Genomic DNA, 18,877 nt, shown 5'->3' with positions numbered 1-18,877 from the left:
GAAGTTTAATTATTCTTATCTAATCCGTCCTTGCCGTTGGACTCAATCACCTTTTGATACCAATAAAAGCTGTCTTTCTTGATGCGTTTCAAATCCTTCACATCGAATTCTCCTCTATTTACATAAATAAAACCATATCGTTTAGCATAGCCTTGATGCGTACTGACTACATCCAATGCTGCCCATGGGAAATATCCAAACACTTCTACACCGTCTGTTAACGCCCATTGAATTTGTTTCAGATGTGCCTGGATAAAATCAATCCGATAATCATCGCGCACTGAACCATCATCATTGAGTACATCCGGCGCACCAATGCCATTTTCGGTAATCATTATCGGTAAATTATATCTTTCATATACTTTACGCAGGGTAAGCCGTAACCCCACAGGATCGATTACCCATCCATATTTAGTTTTATCTACATAAGGGTTTTCCTCTGCTCGGTATACACCTGGTTCTCCAAGCATAATTTGCTGATCTCCAGCTCTCGGGCTTACGTCACTGGCGTCCCCCGTACTTTCAGAAATAGTGGCAGTGGAATAATAATTTATTGCAATAAAATCAGGATGTCCCTTGCCAATAGCTTCTAAATCTCCTTCAAGAATCTCTGGCTGCCAACCTCTATTTTCCAAATAACTCCACAACAAATTATTGTATTTTCCATGCACTGCCAGGTCAAGGAAGCTCCAGCCGCGAATTGTTTCCCAATTGTGCGCTGCAATAGCATCCTCCGGTTTACTTGTAGCCTGGTACATCGAGGTCATATTCAGTGCTGGACCAATCTGTGCATGTGGACACATCTCATGGCATAATTCCATTACTTTTCCTTGAGCCATCAGCATATGATGGTTTTGTTGATATAAAGAAGTTTTCGTTGGAAGTTTTCCGCCTTTTGGTACCCCAACTGCACCTGGATGCAGAATCAATGTGTTTTGTTCATTAATGGTAAGCCAATAATTAACTTTTTTTCCAAATCGATTAAATAATATCCTTGCATACTCTACAAAAGCATCAATAACCTCACGATTTCCCCAGCCGCCTTTTTCTTCCAATGCATATGGCAAATCGAAATGATAAAGAGTAACAATTGGTTCTATCCCATACTTTATCAGTTCGTCTATTAATTCCTCATAATGCTGTAAGCCTTTTTCATTTATTTCTCCTGTTCCTTCAGGAAAAATACGAGTCCATGCAATGGAAAAGCGGTATCCCTTCAGCCCTAATTCATGAAAAAGCCGAATATCCTCTTTAAATCGATGGTAATGATCACTCGCAACAGTAAATCCAGCAGTATCTTCCGGATGATCCATCATATCGATGACAGATTTTCCTTTCCCATCTTCCTCAGAAGCTCCTTCTACCTGATAGGCTGAAGTAGAAGCCCCCCAAAGGAAATCCTTTGGGAAAGGCTTTAATTCATTATATAACATATTAAATCCTCCTTACTTCTTATCTAAAAGCTTTTGGCCATAACCAATTTGTTCCACTGAAACAACTGTCATGTCCTGAAATTCATCAGGATTCGTAATAATAATAGGTGTAACTATATCATAACCTTTATCTTTAATTGCCTCACGGTCAAAGTTAACTAACAAATCTCCAGTCTCAATACGATCACCTTGTTGTACATGTACAGTAAAGAATTCTCCATTAAGATTAACGGTATCAATGCCGATATGGATTAGTAATTCCAAGCCGTCATCACGCTTTAATCCTATTGCGTGTTTAGAAGGAAGCAGTGTAACAACCTCACCTGAAAATGGAGCCCTTACCTCATTCTGATCAGGAACAATCGCTGTACCTTTTCCAAGCAATCCACTTGAAAACACATCATCATTAACCTCTTCCAAAGGTACTACGATCCCGGAAAGTGGGCTGGCGATAGAAGTTTGTGTTGTAGCAATTACTTTATTTATTTCCTTTTGATTTTCTTTCGTTTCACTTACTTCTGTCGTAATTGTTTCATCAACTGGATCCTCAAATCCAAGAATCCAAGTAACTGCAAAAGCAACGACAAAAGCAATAACAATCGTCATTAAAGCATGAACGATATTCATTGGATTTTCACCAATAAATGCTGGGATCCCTGCTAGCCCGGGTGAAACAAATGCGTAGCGTACAAGCCCGGAAAGACCTGCATATATCCCTGCACATCCCCCACCAATCATGGCAGCAATTAATGGTTTTTTCAATTTTAGAGTAACCCCATACAGAGAAGGTTCTGTAATACCTACTAGAGCGGTAAAACCAGCTGAGCCTGCCATCTGTTTAAGTTCTCTGTTTTTTGATTTAACAGCAACCGCTAATGTAGCCGCCCCCTGTGCAATATTAGATGCAAGCATACCAGGTCCATTCATCGTTTCGTAGCCATTATTGGATAGCTGTGTTGTAGCAATTGGTGTCATAGCCCAGGCAGTTCCAGTAATAAGCAGGAACGGCTGTAATGTTCCCATTAACATTGGAATTAGCCAGCTGGCATGACTGTTAATAGTATCAGCTCCAAATGCTACTAAATCATTTAAATAGGTTCCAATTGGGCCAATGACTACAAGCGCTAGCGGAGCTGTAATCAACATAATTAACATCGGCTTCAAAAAGAATTTGATAATGGAAGGTGATACCCATTCTGCAAAGCGTTCCACATAAGACATAATCCATACAGTGATAATAATAGGTAATACAGATCCTGCATAATCTGTTAATTGAACTGGTACACCAATAAAGTGAAGTGTATCACCAGCCTCCAGTACGCCTGCCCAATTCGGGTGAAGCAAGACTCCAGCAATCGTCATTGAAAGAATTGGTGACGTTCCAAACTTAATAGAAGCACCGTAGGCCAGTAATACAGGCATAAAGAAGAAAGCCGCATCTGCAACCGTATTCAATATGAAGAAAGTTTGGCTTTCCTCTGTCAACAGCCCAACTAATACCAATATTGCTAAAACTGCTTTAATCATACCCGCACCAATAATAGCTGGAATAAAAGGGGTGAAGGTAGTCGAAATAACACTAATCAAACGGGAAATAACACTTTTCTTTTCTTTATTATTGTTGGAATTATTTTTTTGACCTCCCTCTGGGCCAATTTCTTCGTGAATGGCACGATAAACTTGCTGCACTTCATTGCCCACAATAATTTGAAATTGTCCTCCTTTATTTACTACAGAAATAACACCCGGCAGCTTTTCGATTTGCTCTTTTTCCACTTTAGAATAATCATGAAATTCAAATCGAAGCCTTGTTGCACAATGTGTAAGCATAGCTACATTATCTCTACCGCCAACACGGGCCAATACTTCCTTACCTAATTGTTTGTAGTTCATCTTCCTTTGCTCCTTTATAAGATGCCTGTATTACTTATAAAAGGCAAAAAAAATACCAAAACAACTTACACCTATCCCTAAAAGAGATAAAGTATAAATTATTCTGGTTTTGCCTGCATTATCAGTAACACGCCATCATAATCCGTGTAATATTTAGTTATATAACTGAAAATTAGCATATCACATAGGAAATTATAATGCAATAGTTTAAATTTCTTTATTAACAATATAACTATTTTCTTACGGTTTTATTCTCTGTGTTCGGTTAAAACTCCTAAAAACCTCCTAATATGCTCTAATAATACATTAAATCTCCCTAAGATAAAATAACGCTTACATTTTTATGTTACAATAAAACAGATGTGGAAAATTAGAACTTTTCTGACACATATTGTTGATAAAGGGGGATAGACATGTTCAGGTTAATGAAGACCATTTTTCTAGTTGAACGGAAGAACCTGAAATTCAAATCTATTATTTTCATTTTAATTCTTTTCATCATCGGTTCCTTCGTTTACTTGGAAAACAGTCAATTTAGAGAGCTTGAACCAGGTACTGCTGCAGAAGTTGTTGCATTAAATTCCGCTTTAGACCAGTTTAGAAATGTAGATGCAACCGATTCTGATGTAGCATCTCCGCTCTATCAAAATCTGATTAGTCAATCGAGTAATCTGGCTAACAGAACGCTGGGATTAGTGATGGAAGATGAAGACACATACATACGAGGTGCCATTGACCTCACAGAAGTACGGAATGAGGCTTATGCTCTGGACGGTTTTGAGGAGGTTGCCCAATTTATCCCTGCCTATCGGCAAAACCAGCTGGATGCTGCACTTTTCACAGAAATTCAGACTCAGGAAGAAAGGCTGCTTGTTGATAATTCTAACTTCCCGACTTATATTATCCTGTTTCTATTTGCGCTAGGATATGGCTGGTACTTATTAGTTGGCATATTCTCATCTGATATCCTGTTGGATGAAACAAATCACAAATCTCTTGTAAATGGTTATCCTCTCTCTACTGCTTCTAAACTATTTGCAAAGCTATTAAGCTATTTTCTATTTATTTTTTTCTGTTTAGTTTTGACCTTCACCATTGCTATCACTTCAGCTGCTATAATTTACAATATGGATTTAAGTTATCCTGTAGCCTTATTTAACGGGAATTATCCAGCAATACCTGTCTGGCAATATATAGGTATCGCCTTCCTTTATTTATTATGCTTGTCACTTGTGGCAATCGCCATTTCTATTTTATTAAATTACTGCTTTAAAAACCTGTATATCATTATCTTTGTGCACTTTTTTGTCTTTTTTATCGTGTATCTGCTGCCAGCTTTGGGAAAATGGATGAGTTTTTTACCTTTTAATTATCTTAATTTCCAAACTGTCGCTGATGGAAGCGTTGCAGAAATAACAGGTAATGCAGCAATCACATTATCCAATGGATTTCTTACTTTGCTCCTCAGCCTTCTCGTTATATTTCTCTTCATCTATTGGCAGTTTCACCGGAGCCAAACGAAGGAGAGCCGATTGAAGGATGATAAAGGAGGGAGGATGTCATGACTGGATATGTCCATTGGGAGTTGAAAGTTTTTTTCAGCAACCGGAAAAATATCATATTATTTATCTTATTATTATTGGCTAGTCTTTACTATGCACTTTATCTGGCACCGAATTATCAGCCGATTGAATCTATTAATAAAAACGAAATCGAAGCAAGATATGAAGACCGGCAAGAATTCCTTGATAATGTTGTAATCCGGGAAGGATCCCACCCATTAACGGTATTCGCCTATCAGATTTTCCCAGAATGGAATGAATATGATGGAGCACGCTTAGATGCTTTAGCAACAGGAGACTTACACACCTATGCTGAAGCAACACAACATTGGTATTCGTATTCTGATGAGATTATTTATCCATCTGGTCAGGACTCTTTCTTACGTTATACTACAGGTTATTATACGTATGGAAATCGATTTTCCCATTCAGATGGACATTATGCCTATCTGTCTTCTGCTGAGAGATACAGAGAGTATGCAAATGCATCCTATGATGTGAGTATACAGATTTTTGAAGAACGTACAGCACTTCAAACGCTTCAGAGACTCCTAGCGTCCAGTCTCCCTTATATTATTCTGATCGTATGTCTGTTTTTAAGTACCGATATTGTGATGAAGGACAGGCATCATCTGAGTATTGTAAATGGATTTCCGCTCACGCCCTTTAAACGGCTGATGCTAAAAGGAGTGGTGGCCTTATTAGGCAGTCTCACATCACTTGTCGTTTTAATTCCTTCATTTCTGATTATCGGTTTCCGGGAAGGATTTGGAACACTGTCTCTCCCGGTGGTGAGATATCACTTTGAATTTTTAAACCTGGGAACATACGAAAGCATATCCATGGGTTTATTTTTAGTACAAAGCTTTGTCATGATGTTACTGTGGTTTACGATTATTATCAGTCTTGTATTATTGATGAGTATTGTCTTGAAAAATGAGTTTATTAACCTGACCATCGGTATCATTTTCTTTATTGAAGCAACTTATTATCAAAGAGGAGCAATTATTGATGCCTGGTTAAGCTATCTGCCGACCTCCTATATACAAATAGGGAATATCGTCAGCGGCTACAGACAGTATATCCTGGCAATAGATTCTGTAACCATAATAAAAGGACAGCTCGTGCTTCTTGCTGCAGCTCTGCTTATCATTTTACTTATCTGGTTTATAAGCAGAATTAAAAGATTAGCAATTTGATGAAAAGCTAGGAGGTATACAATGATTCAATTAAATAATATTGTTGTACAATTTGGAGATAAAAAAGTACTGAACGGGATTACCACCACATTTCAGCCCGGTGAAATAATAGGGCTGGTTGCGCCTAATGGAACCGGTAAATCTACTCTTCTTAATGTATTAATGAATTACGTTACACCGACAAAGGGAGAGGTAACCTTCAAGGAAAGCTATCGGTATGCTAATAAGAAAAAAGAAGCTTATATCCACTCGCTGATTACAATGATGCCTGATCAAAGTGATTTGTATAACCATTTGAATGGTGTTGATCATTTAAATATTTACCGTCAAATGTGGCACCACTCCTCCATTGATCCAGGCCAGGTCATACAGAGGTTGAACATGTCTCATTACATTAAAGATAAAACCTACCAATATTCCTTAGGGATGCGGCAGAGGCTGTGCTTTGCTATGCTGATTGTAGCCAATACGCCTTATATGTTAATGGACGAAGTGATGAATGGACTTGATCCCGATAATGTAGAGCTTATTTCCAAGCTGCTGGAGGAAAAAAAGAAAGAAGGAAAAATTATTATTATTGCCTCTCACCTTTTAGAAAACCTTGAGAAATATGCAGATCGTATTCTCTTTCTAAAAGGCGGCGAATTCATCTATACAAGAGATTACCGGGAAAAAGCTCCAGATGATGCTGTGTTTCTAAAATTCAGTTCAAGAGAAAATGGGAAGGTCATAGAAGAGATAAAGGCTTTTATACCGGATTTAGATTATAAAGAGCTTGCGAATGAGCGCGTTATTATGGATGTCCATCAGTTTTCAAAAGAGCGGAATTTACAGCTTCAAGAGCATTTAAAAAACAATGTACAGCTTAAAATGGAAATCGGTCCGCTGGATCTTTTGGATCGTTACAGCTTGTATTATAGTAGTTAGGTATGGGGCTATAGATCAATGTCTTATCAAAGTGTCCGTGATGAGGCATTGTGCTTGTATTTGTATAGAAGCCTATTATCAGCTTATATGAATATCCGTTCCATATAAATAAAGATTCAGCCTGCCTGCCACAGATTGAGATGCCAGATTATCCCATGATGTACTGTATAATGCCATACGGCCCTGCCTCTGCACTTCCTGAGCCCACGCTTTTGTTACAGCTGCTCCATAGCCTTTACTGCGATAAGCTTCTTTTGTAAATAGACTGGCCTCATCTGCCTTTACACTTTGTCTCGCACTGCAGCAAATAGAGGCTATAACGTTACCCTCCATTATTACAAAACAAGGCTGCTTACACTCGAAATCCTCGAAGGTATACGGAAATTGTGATTTTAAGATATCTTTATTTTCATGTGTTATCTGTACAATTTGCGGATAAGATGATTTGTTGATTTTATCAGGGAATACGTATGCCGGGCCAGTCCACAGCTGGTTTAATTCATATCCCTGCTGAAAGATTTTGATGATTTCTGCCAGATCAATACTAGAGCTTTTTTGCAAAATCTTTTCCAATTCTATTATAAAAGAAACAGGCAATGTGTCTGCATACTTTACGACAGAACCTTCCTTGGTGGTCCCGATAAAAACCTTTGGGGCGGGATCATATGGTGGTTCATTCACAACAGTTATTCTATCTTTACTATCATGTTTAAATAATACATTTATATGGTGATTCATTAATTCCTTATCAGAATTCATAAAACTCCTCCTGCATGAAAACCCCCACCCTCATACGAGGCCCTTCATTCTATTATTTTATGAAGAAAGTAATTCCAATATATTTCCATCAGGATCAATAACGTGAAATACAGCACGTCCGGCACCTGTTCTTCTTACTTGAAAATTCTGCGCCTCCAGTTGCCGGTAATAAAAGAATATTTGCATCGGCTGGGACCCTGCTATTGCTTTAGATAACGCAGGAATGATTTTATCATCTGGAAGAGAGACGCTTTGAATCATCTCGATATCTGCGTTTAATTTCAGTTTTTTTCTGGAGCGGTGAAGCGCTGTTTTTACCGATTCGTCCCTTACTCTTAACATAGCTGCTATCTCTTTGGAGGTATACCCAAATACATCCTTCAATGTAATCAGCATAGCCTGCTTCAAAGGTAAGGCAGTAAGTAAAGCTTCAATTAAACTGCTGGATTCTATAAAATCATATTCGATACCATGAAAATCCTCATTAAGATAGCTTTCTCTTCTATTTTTTCTTTGTTCATCGATATAAAGGTTTTTAGCTACAGTGCATAGAAAAGAGAATGTAAACTCTCTTTCAAGTTCTAATTTTTTCAGCTGAAAAGTCTTTAGCATTGTTTCCTGTACCAGATCTTCCGCCCGCCAAGGGGAAGCTGATAATTTTAAACAGTATTTATACAACTTGTTAATTTCAGGCTTTAAGTCCTTAAAAATCATCTCTTTTCACCTTTTTCAAACTAGATGTAACTTTTACATAAGTATATACGTTATACATAAGAATTTCATCAGAAGGAGGAATAATGTATGTTTAAAGTTGGAAGTATTTTTATCCCTGTAACTAATATTGAAAAATCTTCAGAATGGTATGAGAAGTATCTTGGAGCAAAGAAAATTGACAGCTGGGAAGATGGAGCAGGATTTTATTTACCTATTGGTTCAACACAATTAGCCTTGGTCAAAGTAGAAATTCCGCAGCCCACAGAATTTAATATGAAGAGAAATAAAAAAAATTCTTACTACAATTTTGTGGTGGCTGATATCGAGATTGCACACCGGCACTTTAAAAGTCAGGGAGCAGCAGTTACCGAAATAGATTTTTTTGGCGATATGAAATTCTTTGATTTTTTTGATTTAGATGGAAATCCATTTAGTGTGGTGAATGAGGTCGAAGGTTCACCTTTCCATTCGGATAATGTCAGGGAAATGCAGGAGAAGGAGAAATAAAAAATATGAAAAACACCTTTATATGGGATTTAGATGGAACAATCATTGACTCTTACGAAATTATTGTAGATAACTTGGCAATCGTTGCTGATCAGTGTCATCTTTCATACTCTCAAAAAGAAATCTATCAATATGTTAAATCTAAATCCGTTAACGCATTTATTGATTTAATGGCTAACAGCTCTGCTTATGATAAAAATCAACTAAAAACAATGGCTTCTAATCTTAATAATCAGAGAGCCGATGAAATAAAATGTATACCGCATGCAGCATATGTTTTAGATTATTTATATGAAAATAATATTCAAAACTTTATTTACACCCACAAGGGAAAATCCACTGCCCATGTACTTGAAAATCTCAATCTGACCCATTTTTTCAAAGAGGTTATCACAAGTGAATATGGCTTTGAAAGGAAACCCCATGCGCAAGGGATAGAATATATTATCGACAAATACAAATTAAATAAAGATGCCGTATTCTATGTAGGGGACCGGCAAATTGATGCTGATTGTTCCCGAAATGCTGGAGTTAAATCTATTATTTTAACTGACGATTCGGATAGTAGTTTATCTGGGGATTATATGATCAGGGATTTAAAAGAGTTAGTGAATTTTATGTAGTTAATGGACTGGGTATACCAGCCATTAAGCCTGTCCAGATTAAGGCTGGATATAAAATATGGCATTCCACAAGTTTACTCAACTTATGGGATGCCATCAGCTCTATCATTTGCAATTAATATGCTATTTTTTTAATGAGGATAAGAACACATCTTGAGCTGCCTTTACCCCGGCACCGCTCTCAAATTGATAAGAGAAGTCCTGCAAGGCTGCTTCAATCAGGGAAACTGCTTGAAGTATATCGCTTGGGAAACAATATCCCATATGTCCAAATCTAAAAACCTTACCCTGAAGCTGTCCAAGACCACCAGCAAAATCAAGATGATATTTTTTCTTTAAGTGTGTTAAAAAGTCGGAAAGATCCAACCCCTTTGGAGCACAGATTGTCGTTAAGGTTGGTGAGGCATGCTCATCACTTGTTAACAAGTCAATGGAAAGAGCTCTCATAGCTTCCCGAACCATATTTTTCATGACTTCATGACGTTCTACTGTTTTCGAAAATCCGCCTTCTTCCTCAATTAAATCACAAACCGCAGATAATCCCATAATCAATGAAATCGCAGGTGTATTAGGTGTCATTGACTTTGCGTCCCACTCACGATAGCTTAACAGATTTAAATAATAGACAGTCGTATCATTCATTTCTATCACCTTCCAGGCCCTGTCACTTACAGCTACAAAGGCAAGGCCCGGTGGAAGCATAATTGCTTTTTGAGAGCCTGTTACTAAAATATCGATTCCCCATTTGTCCATCTCTGCAGGGGCGCCACCGATACAGCTCACACCATCAACAATAAATAAAGCATCTGAATTCTCGTGTACTGCCTCTGCCAGTTGATCAACTGGATTTAGAATTCCTGTCGAAGTTTCATTATAAGTCGCAAAAACAGATTTGATACCGGACAAGGGCTTTAAAAAGTTTGCAAGCTCTTCTTTTGTACAAGCTTCGCCCCAGTTCTTCTCAAGTTTATGAACATGCAGGCCATGTTTCTCGCATATCGAAACGAAATAGTCTCCAAAAGCACCTAATGTAACAACAACTACTTCATCACCAGCTGAGGCAGTATTGGCTACAGCTGCTTCTAATGCTGCCGTCCCGCCTGAAGGAAGAAGCATAATATTCTGCTTCGTTCCAAAAATGGTTTTGACACGTTCCGTTGTTTCCCGATACAGTTTGGTAAATTCCTCTGTACGATGGCTAATCATATCTTGCGCCATCGCCAATTCCACTTTTTTAGGAATTGGAGTAGGTCCAGGATGTCTAAGAATATTGGAATACATAACTTTTCCCCTCTCCATAATTTCGTTGATATTTTGCATATTTAAGTAAATTCTCAATTATATGAATCTATGCTAAAAATATTATCACTGTTTAATTATAAAGTATAGTTTGTTCTGTTAATGGGATTTAGGGAGATTATGAAAAAACCTTTTCCAATTACTCCGAGAATGTAACGGCTATTTTATTTATTCTCAAACTTTTCCACTGCCGCTCCCAGTGAACCTTCAAAATGCCCCAGTGCCCAATCATGCCCTGCCTGATTAAATGAGGCAACTGCATCTTGGTACACAACAATACGAAACCCCTTATTATAGGCATCCACTGCTGTATGAAGCACACAAATATCGGTGCATACTCCTAACAGGTGTACTTCTTCAATATTTCTTTCCCTCAATTTTATTTCTAAATCTGTTCCTGCAAAAGCGGAATATCTCGTTTTATCCATGTAATATACGTTTTCTTTATTACTGTTTATTTCATATATTTCCTGCAACCGGCCATATAAATCTCTCCCGTTTGTGCCCCGGATATTATGAGGCGGAAACAGCTTCGATTCTGGGTGATAAGGATCATCTTTATCATGAACGTCAACGGCAAAAACTGTGTAATCACCATCATTGATAAATTGCTCCGTTAACGAAACAATGGTATTTTCTAGATCCTGTCCGGGCTTACCACAAGTTAAAGCGCCGTCCTCTGCTACAAAATCAACTGTGTAATCAATATTTATCAATGCTTTTTTCAAGGGTTATTCCTCATTTCTTATAGTGATTTATCGTTTACAGCGATAGAACACAATTTAATTGAATTTGCTTATCTATGCTTCAGACAAGGTCTCAATACATATAGTAATAGCTCTCTTCAAATCATCATGACTCCAGCTCGGTATCTTCCCATGTTCAATCGCAAGCTCATGAGATGCAGGGATATGGATAAAACCAGCTGGAAGACCGAGATTTTTCGTTTTCGTATAATGCAATGCTTGATACATCACATGATTACATAGGTAAGTCCCCGCCGTGTTGGAAATTTCCGCCGGAAGTCCTTGTGCTTTCAGCTGTTGGACCATTCTGCTGATTGGTAAAGTAGAGAACATTCCGTCTGCTCCATCCTCCCAGATGACTTCATTATCCGGTTTGTGCCCCTGATTATCCTTTGGTCCGTCATTCACATTAATAGCAATGCGTTCGGGATTAATTTTGAATCTGCCGCCGGCAAGACCAAGAGAGATAATTGCATCCGGCTTTGTCTCTTCAATTAATTGCAGGAGTTGTTTTCCTGCCTTATGGAAATCTACAGATAGTATATGGGAAGTAATCGTGTAATCTCCAATTGCTGCCTCATTTAATTCTTCTGCAATTTTCATTGTTGGATTAATGGAGAAATCAAGAAAAGGTTCAAATCCTGTTAATAATAGCTTCTTTGTCATATGCTGCACCTGCCTTGTTTTTCTTCCAGTATAGCATACTGTGAATTATGTTTATCTGGATGTAAACCCCAAATACATAACCTGAATACTTTATCTTGACAGTTAACGATATATCGCTTATTATTATCGTTAACGATATATCGTTAACTTCGAAGCAAAAAATAATAATCAGGAGGAATCTATTATGTTTCAACAAGATGAACACCCTTTTTTCCAAAAGCAGGCTCATTTTAATCACCACCATGCTTTCGCAGGAGATAACACATTTCACAAGGACTTCTTAAGACGGAATAAATTCGGGATGGGAAATGAACATTTTGAAAGGAGAGGCGGTCCTCATTTCTTTGCAGGACACGATGCCAGGGGAGGAGGTCGTGGCGGCGAACGCTTTTTCAAACGTGGAGATATTAAGATGGTCTTGTTAAAAATATTGCAAAAGCAGCCAAGACACGGTTATGACATTATCAAGGTGTTAGAAGAAAAATTTAAGGGGTTTTACTCGCCCAGCCCGGGCTCAGTATACCCTACCCTTCAAATGTTGGAGGATCAGGATCTTGTGGAGGCCGTTAAAGAAGGCAGAAAAAAGGTATATCATATTACGGAGGAAGGCACTGCCTATTTAGACCAGCACCAAAAGGAAGATCACTTTGTTTCTCGAATGAATCAATTTGAAAATGTAAATATCGAGGAAATGCAAAACTTAAGATCTGAAATGCAGGGGTTGTTCCATGATTTTTTTAAAACAGGTCGCCAAGTTATGGATAATCCAGAGAAGAAAAAACAGCTGCAGGAGCTGCTTGAAAAAACAAGAGAAGAGCTTTTAAATATTGCTGGTGATGTTGAGAATAAACCAGATGATGAATAGATCTTTTCATAACCAAAGACGGATCGCAAAACAGGCAATTCGTCTTTGGTTTTATATTGTATAAATTCTATTAATAAAGTTTACTTTTAAATAGATGTCGCAGCAAGCTCATCAGCAGAGCTATTTCAAGTTACTCGAAAAACAAAATACACACATTACTCCTGAAACCGGTACCCCACACCCCAAATCGTTTCAATAAATTTCGGCAAAGAAGGATTTTCTTCAATCTTTTCTCTTATTTTTCTAATATGAACCGTAACTGTAGTATTATCTCCGATTGCATCATACCCCCAAATTTGTTCAAATAAATGTTCCTTTGTAAAGACAATATTCGGGTTAGACGCTAAAAAATACAATAAATCATACTCTTTTGCACTAAATGTCTTCTCCTGACCATTTATAAAGACTCTTCGTGAATCATGATCAATTGTCAGGTTTTTCAGATGGAGTTCATTTGATTTTCTGTCCCGTTTTGTTAAACGGTCGTACCTGGCAATATGCGCTTTTACTCTTGCAATCAGCTCATTCGGGTTAAATGGCTTTACAATATAGTCATCTGCTCCCCTGCCTAATCCGCGAATCTTGTCGATATCCTCCTTTCTGGCTGTTACCATCAATATAGGTACATCCAATGTACTCCGCAGCTTTTCACATAAATCAAATCCATCTATCCCCGGCAGCATCAAATCTAATAAAATAAGGCTGTAAGAATTTGCCGCTGCCTGCTTCAGTCCTTCTTCTCCTGTTGCAGCGATATCACTTTGAAATCCATTTATCTCTAAATAATCCCGTTCCAATTCAGCAATATCCTTCTCATCTTCAATAATCAATATACTTTGCATTTACATCACCTTCTTTAGTGTAAAGTAGATACTCGTTCCTTTGCCAGGTTCACTTTCGGCCCAAACCATTCCACCGTGCTCTTGAATTATCTTTTTGACAATCGACAATCCAAGTCCGCTGCCTCCTGTAGCAGAGTTCCTCGAAGTATCTGTCCGGTAAAAGCTTTGGAAAATATAAGGAATGTCTTCTTCCCTTATCCCATTTCCATTGTCCTTCATTTCCACAACGATTCTGTCAGATTCAGATGTTAAATTTACTTGGATTTCCTTCTGTTCCTGGTTCATATATTTTAAGCTGTTCTGAATAATATTCATCACTACTCTTCTTAATTTTTCACGGTCTGCTTCCACTACGTAGCTGTTTTCTTTATTGGCTGATAAAGCAGCGGTTCCCTGCTCCTTTTCCAGATTAAATGCTAATTCATCAATAAAATCAGCAAAAAAAGCATATAAATCTACTTGTTCAAATTGGAAGGTTTCTCTTTTTAAATCGAGCTTTGAATATAAAAATAATTCATCAATAAGTCCGTCCATATCATTTGCTGTTCTGTAAATCGTATCCATATACCTGTCCAGCTTTTCGGGGGTGTTCGCCACACCATCCTGAATTCCTTTCACATAGCCTTTTATGGAGGTTAACGGGGTTTTTAAATCATGAGAGATACTGGCAATCAGTTCCTGGCGATTCTGTTCATATTGTTTCTGCTCTCTATCTGCTTCTCTCAACTTAAGACGCATCTGTTCAAACGTATTGGCAAGGTCACCTAATTCATCCTTTTTATCCGACTGGACACTGTATTCCAAATCGCCTTCACTGATTTTCTTTGCTGCCGTAGATAATTTAGAAATTGGTTTGATAATACTTCTGGACATAAAATAAGTCAGTAAACCATTGGTCAATATTAAAATAAGTGTAATAGCGATAAATCGGAATTGGACAAAAACCTTTAGATCCTCACCTTCTGGGTTGCCGTTAAAAACGACAAACAGGAAGTATCCTAAAACTATCTCTGTTACCAATAGTAAAGCTCCCGGGACGATAATCATTGCTATATTGGATAAAATCAACCGTTTTTTGATAGACACCTTGAAGCACCTTCCTTCACTTACCATTATAATAGAATCCGAACAGCCCTGCACAGCCGCCTTTTCTTATCATTCTTGACGAAATATCCTGAATCTATAAAAGACGCTTTTCTGTCGTTTTAGAAAAACGTCTTTTCATAGTAAATATCAGCTTCGCTTCTTTTTATATGGTAACGCGGAAGCTAAAATACCTAATATTAATCCCCAAATAATGTTCGTCATAAAAACACTGACCAGCGCAATTGGATTTGTTAGCGGTCCCTGTAAAGTGCCATCAAGAATTGGTGATAGGATACCGCTTAGTATAATAGCAAAAGCTGCATAGCTGACGCCTGACAGAACTAACGTTTTGATTGGATTTTGAGCCTTTTTCCATATAACAATCAGAATCCATGCTATAGAAATTAATATTGTCATAGCTATGCTTCCAACAGCTTCACTGCCAAAGATATGAATTAATCCGGTTATTTTCATTAGTGGTCTAATCAGTGCTAAAGCACCTAATCCTAAAATCAGTGTTATATTTTGTTTCTCTGCTTGATTATTTGTCATTTTCATCATTTCCTTTCTGAAATTCACTGCTGTTTTTTATCTTTTCTACAGATAAAAAATTACACAATATTTCTTATCTATTTCTAAAGCATTTCTTAAATTTTTCTTAAAGCGAATTTTTTGTAAGTACAAAGGAATGGAAATGACACTTATACCTGAGTAAGCGTCAAAATATTTATAGTTCAACACGTTTAACAGCCCTGATAAGAGAGCGATATATTTAGTATCATTCTCTTATCAGGGCCTATTTTCATTTAGTATTCATATATAAAAGTTCATAATTTAACCCTAACAGCTTATACATCCGTATTTTCTGCAATAAGCTTTCTTTATCTACTCAACTGAAAAATCTCTATGCACATTTTCCTTATCGAATATATCTCTGTTTCCGCCATCCACTAACACCAATTAACACAAAAGAAAAATATCTATTCTTAAGCATTATATCCACCCGTTTTGTAAAACCAGCTCTCCCATTCACCCAGGCTAAATATCCCACTCTTTCGCACGTAATATCGCCTGCGCCCGTGATTTCACCTGAAGCTTGCTATAAATTCTCGTCAGATAGACCCGTATCGTACCTTCTGACAGGAATAGCAGCTTTGCCATTTCGCGGTTGGAAACACCGCTTACCAGTAGACGCAGGACATCCCTTTCTCGCAACGTCAATGCAGCCATTCCCTCATCAAGGAACTCCATAGGCTTGCCCATAGCAGCCAGTTCCTCCAGATAATCCAGGGGGATTTCTTCCTGAAAGGAGCCCTTAATTCTTTTATATGTCTGATAGTCCTTCAGTAAATGATCGAATCCGGGTTCATCAATAAATATACGTTTGTAGCCGGACTGGGAGCCGGACATAAGAGCGGTATGCAAAGCAACATATGCAAGGCTCTCCTGCTTCAATTGTTTATAGCAGATTGCTGTTAAAGTAGAAGCCTCAATCATTAAATCGATCTGATCTATTTTTGCAGCATATTCATGTACCTGCAAGCCAATTTTCAATGCCTCCTGCCATGCTCTCTTTGCCATTAATAGACGGCAATAGACTAATAGCCACAATTCTTGACCAAGTTCTATCTGCAAAGGCTCTGGGCGATCTGTCTTAAATAATTCAGTCTCTGCTGCTTCTATTTTATTTTCTTTTAAATAAGCTAATGCCTTCATCGCCTGGATAGACCGTTGCCAATACCATTCAGGCACTTGGTTTAGCGTATGATCCCATACAGTATGTGCTGCTGCCGATTGCCCTTGCACCATGAATATTTTTCCTTTCAGAATGGATAGCGGCACATATAACCCGCGATCATTAAAGCGATGAGCATAATGAAGGCCATCTTTAATTTCCAGCAGGGCCTCTTCTAGTTGACCCGCTTCGTAAAGTATTTCCGCAAACAAACCATAGCTGTACCCCATGACATGGTGTTCCTTAAAATCAGTCTGCCGAAAAATCTCTAAAAAAGCCCGTATATCACTGATACTGGAATAATTCCCCTTCGTTCCAAGCGGAGTACGCGTAAGTTTAGCATGATATAGATTGTAATGCACGGGAGCATGGTACCATTTGCCATTGGTCAGTCCCCGATTTACTTGTTTTGTAATTAATTCAATAAATGTGTCTAAGTTCCCTAAAGCCAGATGAACGTATGCCTTTAGCGAAATAAGAATACTCACAAGCTCAGCATGCTCGTCCTTGTCTTTCCATCCATCCTGTTCATGACGGTTATCTAATTCTTTAGTGACCACATCTACCTTTTCCATATCCTGAATAGTCATCAGTGAAATAGCATATATCAGCAGTGTTTCTACATGGACAGTGCACGCTGCTGCACGCAGGCTATCCACCCATTGAATCAGCAACCTGATTTGACCACTATAAAAAATATCCAGTAATTGTTCATTAATCCATTGGTCAGCTAATGTATATAGCTGCTGCTCAAGCACTAGATCAATAGCCGTATTGAACTCTCCTCTGTCATATAATAAACCTCCGGCTTTTTTGACGAGAGCCTCCAGCTCCTCGCCAGTGTACCTGTTATTCCGCTCTTGTTCCAGCACTTCCGCCAACAGCTGATGATAACGGAAGGTCTGTTTCTTCGGTGACAAACGAATGGTGAAGATACCTTGATCAACTAACTCAGCTAATTGTTCGTAGCTATTTGAACTTTCTGTCAAATCATTGCATAATTCAGGATCTAACACTTTCAACAGCGATGTTTGTAACAAAAACTGCTGGGTACTTTCAGGCAAAGTAGAAAATATCTCCTGCATCATATACTCCGTCACAAAAGACGTGGAATTATCAAGAGAACCTGCACTTCTTTCCTCTGATATCCCGCCTAATTGAACTCCGGCTGCCCAACCGCCTGTTTCACTCAAAATTTTCCGACAAAAATCTGTTTTGTCCATTATTATATGCTTTTTCTGATAGAAAGCTTCTACTTCCTGATAAGTGAAAGACAGTTCTTCGGTACCAATTTCTGTCACACAATTTTTCACGCGCCACGAAGCAACAGGGAGCGGTAATTTCGTTCTGCTAGCCATATATATATGAACATGCTCCGGTAAATAATTAATAAGACGCGAAATCATCTCATGAATGATATCAAGCTCAATGTGATGATAGTCATCCAACACAATATGCAAAGAGGATTCTATTATCATTAATTCATTCAGGAGCGAATCAACAATCAGTTCAAAAGGAGGCATATACTGCAAATCAAATAGATGCTCCAGTCTTTCATCGATTGGCTGCCTTGTTGCCTGAGCGATAGCTTTCAAAACATATTGCCAGAAGCGGCTCGGATCATTATCCATTATATCAATGGATAACCAGGCTGCAGGCTCGTCTAATTGATGAACCCACTGGCTTAATATTGTTGTTTTTCCGTAACCAGCTGCAGCTTGCACAATAGTAACTCTTGGATGAGGGTTTCTCTTCAGTAATGCATATAAGCGATCCCTGTTAATAATCGCTTCAGGAACTTTAGGAACAATTGTTTTAGAGTATAACCAAACAGCCTGCATACTTGTTCATCTCCTCATCATTCAATTTATGTAGGCAATACGACTTGCATCCTATTATACATGTTTTTCTTTTTAACGGTTACTTATATAAATTTAATAGGCTTTAAGGATGAATTTTTTGTTTTCCAATTTCGACAATTAAATGGGTGTGAGAAATAAGAATATCTCTTTAAAGAATAT

At 38.0% G+C, this 18,877-nt stretch carries 17 protein-coding genes; 6 read left to right on the top strand and 11 right to left on the bottom strand.

Annotated elements, in window-relative coordinates; genetic code table 11:
* Positions 1–5 precede the first annotated feature (5 nt).
* Together MHH51_RS01160 and MHH51_RS01155 are read right to left on the bottom strand one after the other, a co-directional pair.
* Positions 6–1,433: a glycoside hydrolase family 1 protein gene (locus MHH51_RS01160; protein WP_339284057.1), complete on the bottom strand. Its 1,428-nt coding sequence runs from the start codon at positions 1,431–1,433 to the stop codon at positions 6–8.
* 12 nt (positions 1,434–1,445) lie between these two features.
* Entirely contained in the window at positions 1,446–3,326 is a 1,881-nt protein-coding gene (locus MHH51_RS01155; RefSeq protein ID WP_339284055.1) for a beta-glucoside-specific PTS transporter subunit IIABC, read from the bottom strand.
* Positions 3,327–3,739: 413 nt separating this feature from the next.
* On the opposite strand from MHH51_RS01155, the gene MHH51_RS01150 reads away from it, so the two are divergent.
* Genes MHH51_RS01150 through MHH51_RS01140 form a run of 3 tightly spaced genes read left to right on the top strand, consistent with a single transcriptional unit; the run spans position 3,740 to position 7,014 of the window.
* A complete protein-coding gene (locus MHH51_RS01150) occupies positions 3,740–4,891 on the top strand; it encodes a hypothetical protein (RefSeq protein ID WP_339284053.1) in 1,152 nt (383 codons plus the stop codon).
* Positions 4,888–6,087, top strand: coding sequence for an ABC transporter permease (locus MHH51_RS01145; protein ID WP_339284051.1), 1,200 nt, complete (start codon positions 4,888–4,890; stop codon positions 6,085–6,087). Before MHH51_RS01150 ends, MHH51_RS01145 begins: the two co-directional genes overlap by 4 nt.
* 21 nt (positions 6,088–6,108) lie before the next feature.
* On the top strand, positions 6,109–7,014 hold the full coding sequence (locus MHH51_RS01140) for an ATP-binding cassette domain-containing protein (RefSeq protein WP_339284049.1): 906 nt from the start codon (positions 6,109–6,111) through the stop codon (positions 7,012–7,014).
* A gap of 78 nt (positions 7,015–7,092) precedes the next feature.
* On the opposite strand, the gene MHH51_RS01135 is transcribed toward MHH51_RS01140, so the two are convergent.
* Entirely contained in the window at positions 7,093–7,773 is a 681-nt protein-coding gene (locus MHH51_RS01135) for a GNAT family N-acetyltransferase (protein WP_156988034.1), read from the bottom strand.
* Between the two features lie 57 nt (positions 7,774–7,830).
* Entirely contained in the window at positions 7,831–8,487 is a 657-nt protein-coding gene (locus MHH51_RS01130) for an RNA polymerase sigma factor (RefSeq protein ID WP_339284048.1), read from the bottom strand.
* 87 nt (positions 8,488–8,574) lie between these two features.
* Here MHH51_RS01130 and MHH51_RS01125 point away from each other — a divergent pair, with 87 nt between their 5' ends.
* Positions 8,575–8,994, top strand: coding sequence for a VOC family protein (locus MHH51_RS01125; RefSeq protein ID WP_147211495.1), 420 nt, complete (start codon positions 8,575–8,577; stop codon positions 8,992–8,994).
* Positions 8,995–8,999: 5 nt separating this feature from the next.
* Positions 9,000–9,617, top strand: coding sequence for an HAD-IA family hydrolase (locus tag MHH51_RS01120; protein WP_339284046.1), 618 nt, complete (start codon positions 9,000–9,002; stop codon positions 9,615–9,617).
* A gap of 123 nt (positions 9,618–9,740) precedes the next feature.
* Here the strand turns inward: MHH51_RS01120 and MHH51_RS01115 are convergent, their stop codons facing one another.
* The 3 genes from MHH51_RS01115 to MHH51_RS01105 form a co-directional block, all read right to left on the bottom strand.
* A complete protein-coding gene (locus MHH51_RS01115; RefSeq protein ID WP_339284044.1) occupies positions 9,741–10,898 on the bottom strand; it encodes an alanine--glyoxylate aminotransferase family protein in 1,158 nt (385 codons plus the stop codon).
* 182 nt (positions 10,899–11,080) lie between these two features.
* Positions 11,081–11,644: an isochorismatase family cysteine hydrolase gene (locus MHH51_RS01110; protein WP_147211498.1), complete on the bottom strand. Its 564-nt coding sequence runs from the start codon at positions 11,642–11,644 to the stop codon at positions 11,081–11,083.
* Positions 11,645–11,716: 72 nt separating this feature from the next.
* The gene (locus MHH51_RS01105) at positions 11,717–12,328 is read right to left on the bottom strand and encodes a pyroglutamyl-peptidase I (RefSeq protein WP_339284043.1); all 612 of its coding nucleotides are present in this window, start codon (positions 12,326–12,328) and stop codon (positions 11,717–11,719) included.
* A 184-nt stretch (positions 12,329–12,512) separates the two neighbouring features.
* Here MHH51_RS01105 and MHH51_RS01100 point away from each other — a divergent pair, with 184 nt between their 5' ends.
* Entirely contained in the window at positions 12,513–13,193 is a 681-nt protein-coding gene (locus tag MHH51_RS01100; RefSeq protein ID WP_156988030.1) for a PadR family transcriptional regulator, read from the top strand.
* A 155-nt stretch (positions 13,194–13,348) separates the two neighbouring features.
* Here MHH51_RS01100 and MHH51_RS01095 read toward each other — a convergent pair whose 3' ends face one another.
* The 4 genes from MHH51_RS01095 to MHH51_RS01080 form a co-directional block, all read right to left on the bottom strand.
* Positions 13,349–14,035, bottom strand: coding sequence for a response regulator transcription factor (locus MHH51_RS01095; protein WP_339284041.1), 687 nt, complete (start codon positions 14,033–14,035; stop codon positions 13,349–13,351).
* The gene (locus MHH51_RS01090) at positions 14,036–15,121 is read right to left on the bottom strand and encodes a HAMP domain-containing sensor histidine kinase (protein WP_147211502.1); all 1,086 of its coding nucleotides are present in this window, start codon (positions 15,119–15,121) and stop codon (positions 14,036–14,038) included.
* 147 nt (positions 15,122–15,268) lie between these two features.
* Positions 15,269–15,673 (bottom strand): hypothetical protein, encoded by a 405-nt coding sequence (locus MHH51_RS01085; RefSeq protein WP_147211503.1) that lies wholly within the window; start codon positions 15,671–15,673, stop codon positions 15,269–15,271.
* Between the two features lie 486 nt (positions 15,674–16,159).
* Complete coding sequence (locus tag MHH51_RS01080; protein ID WP_339284039.1) at positions 16,160–18,697, bottom strand: LuxR C-terminal-related transcriptional regulator; 2,538 nt, start codon at positions 18,695–18,697, stop codon at positions 16,160–16,162.
* Positions 18,698–18,877: the final 180 nt, after the last annotated feature.

It is taken from the genome of Oceanobacillus sp. FSL K6-3682 (assembly GCF_037976165.1).
In the GTDB taxonomy this organism is placed as follows: Bacteria; Bacillota; Bacilli; order Bacillales; family Amphibacillaceae; genus Oceanobacillus; species Oceanobacillus sojae.
Note: the sequence above shows the minus strand (reverse complement) of the source record. Positions and strands in the feature narration are given on the sequence as shown.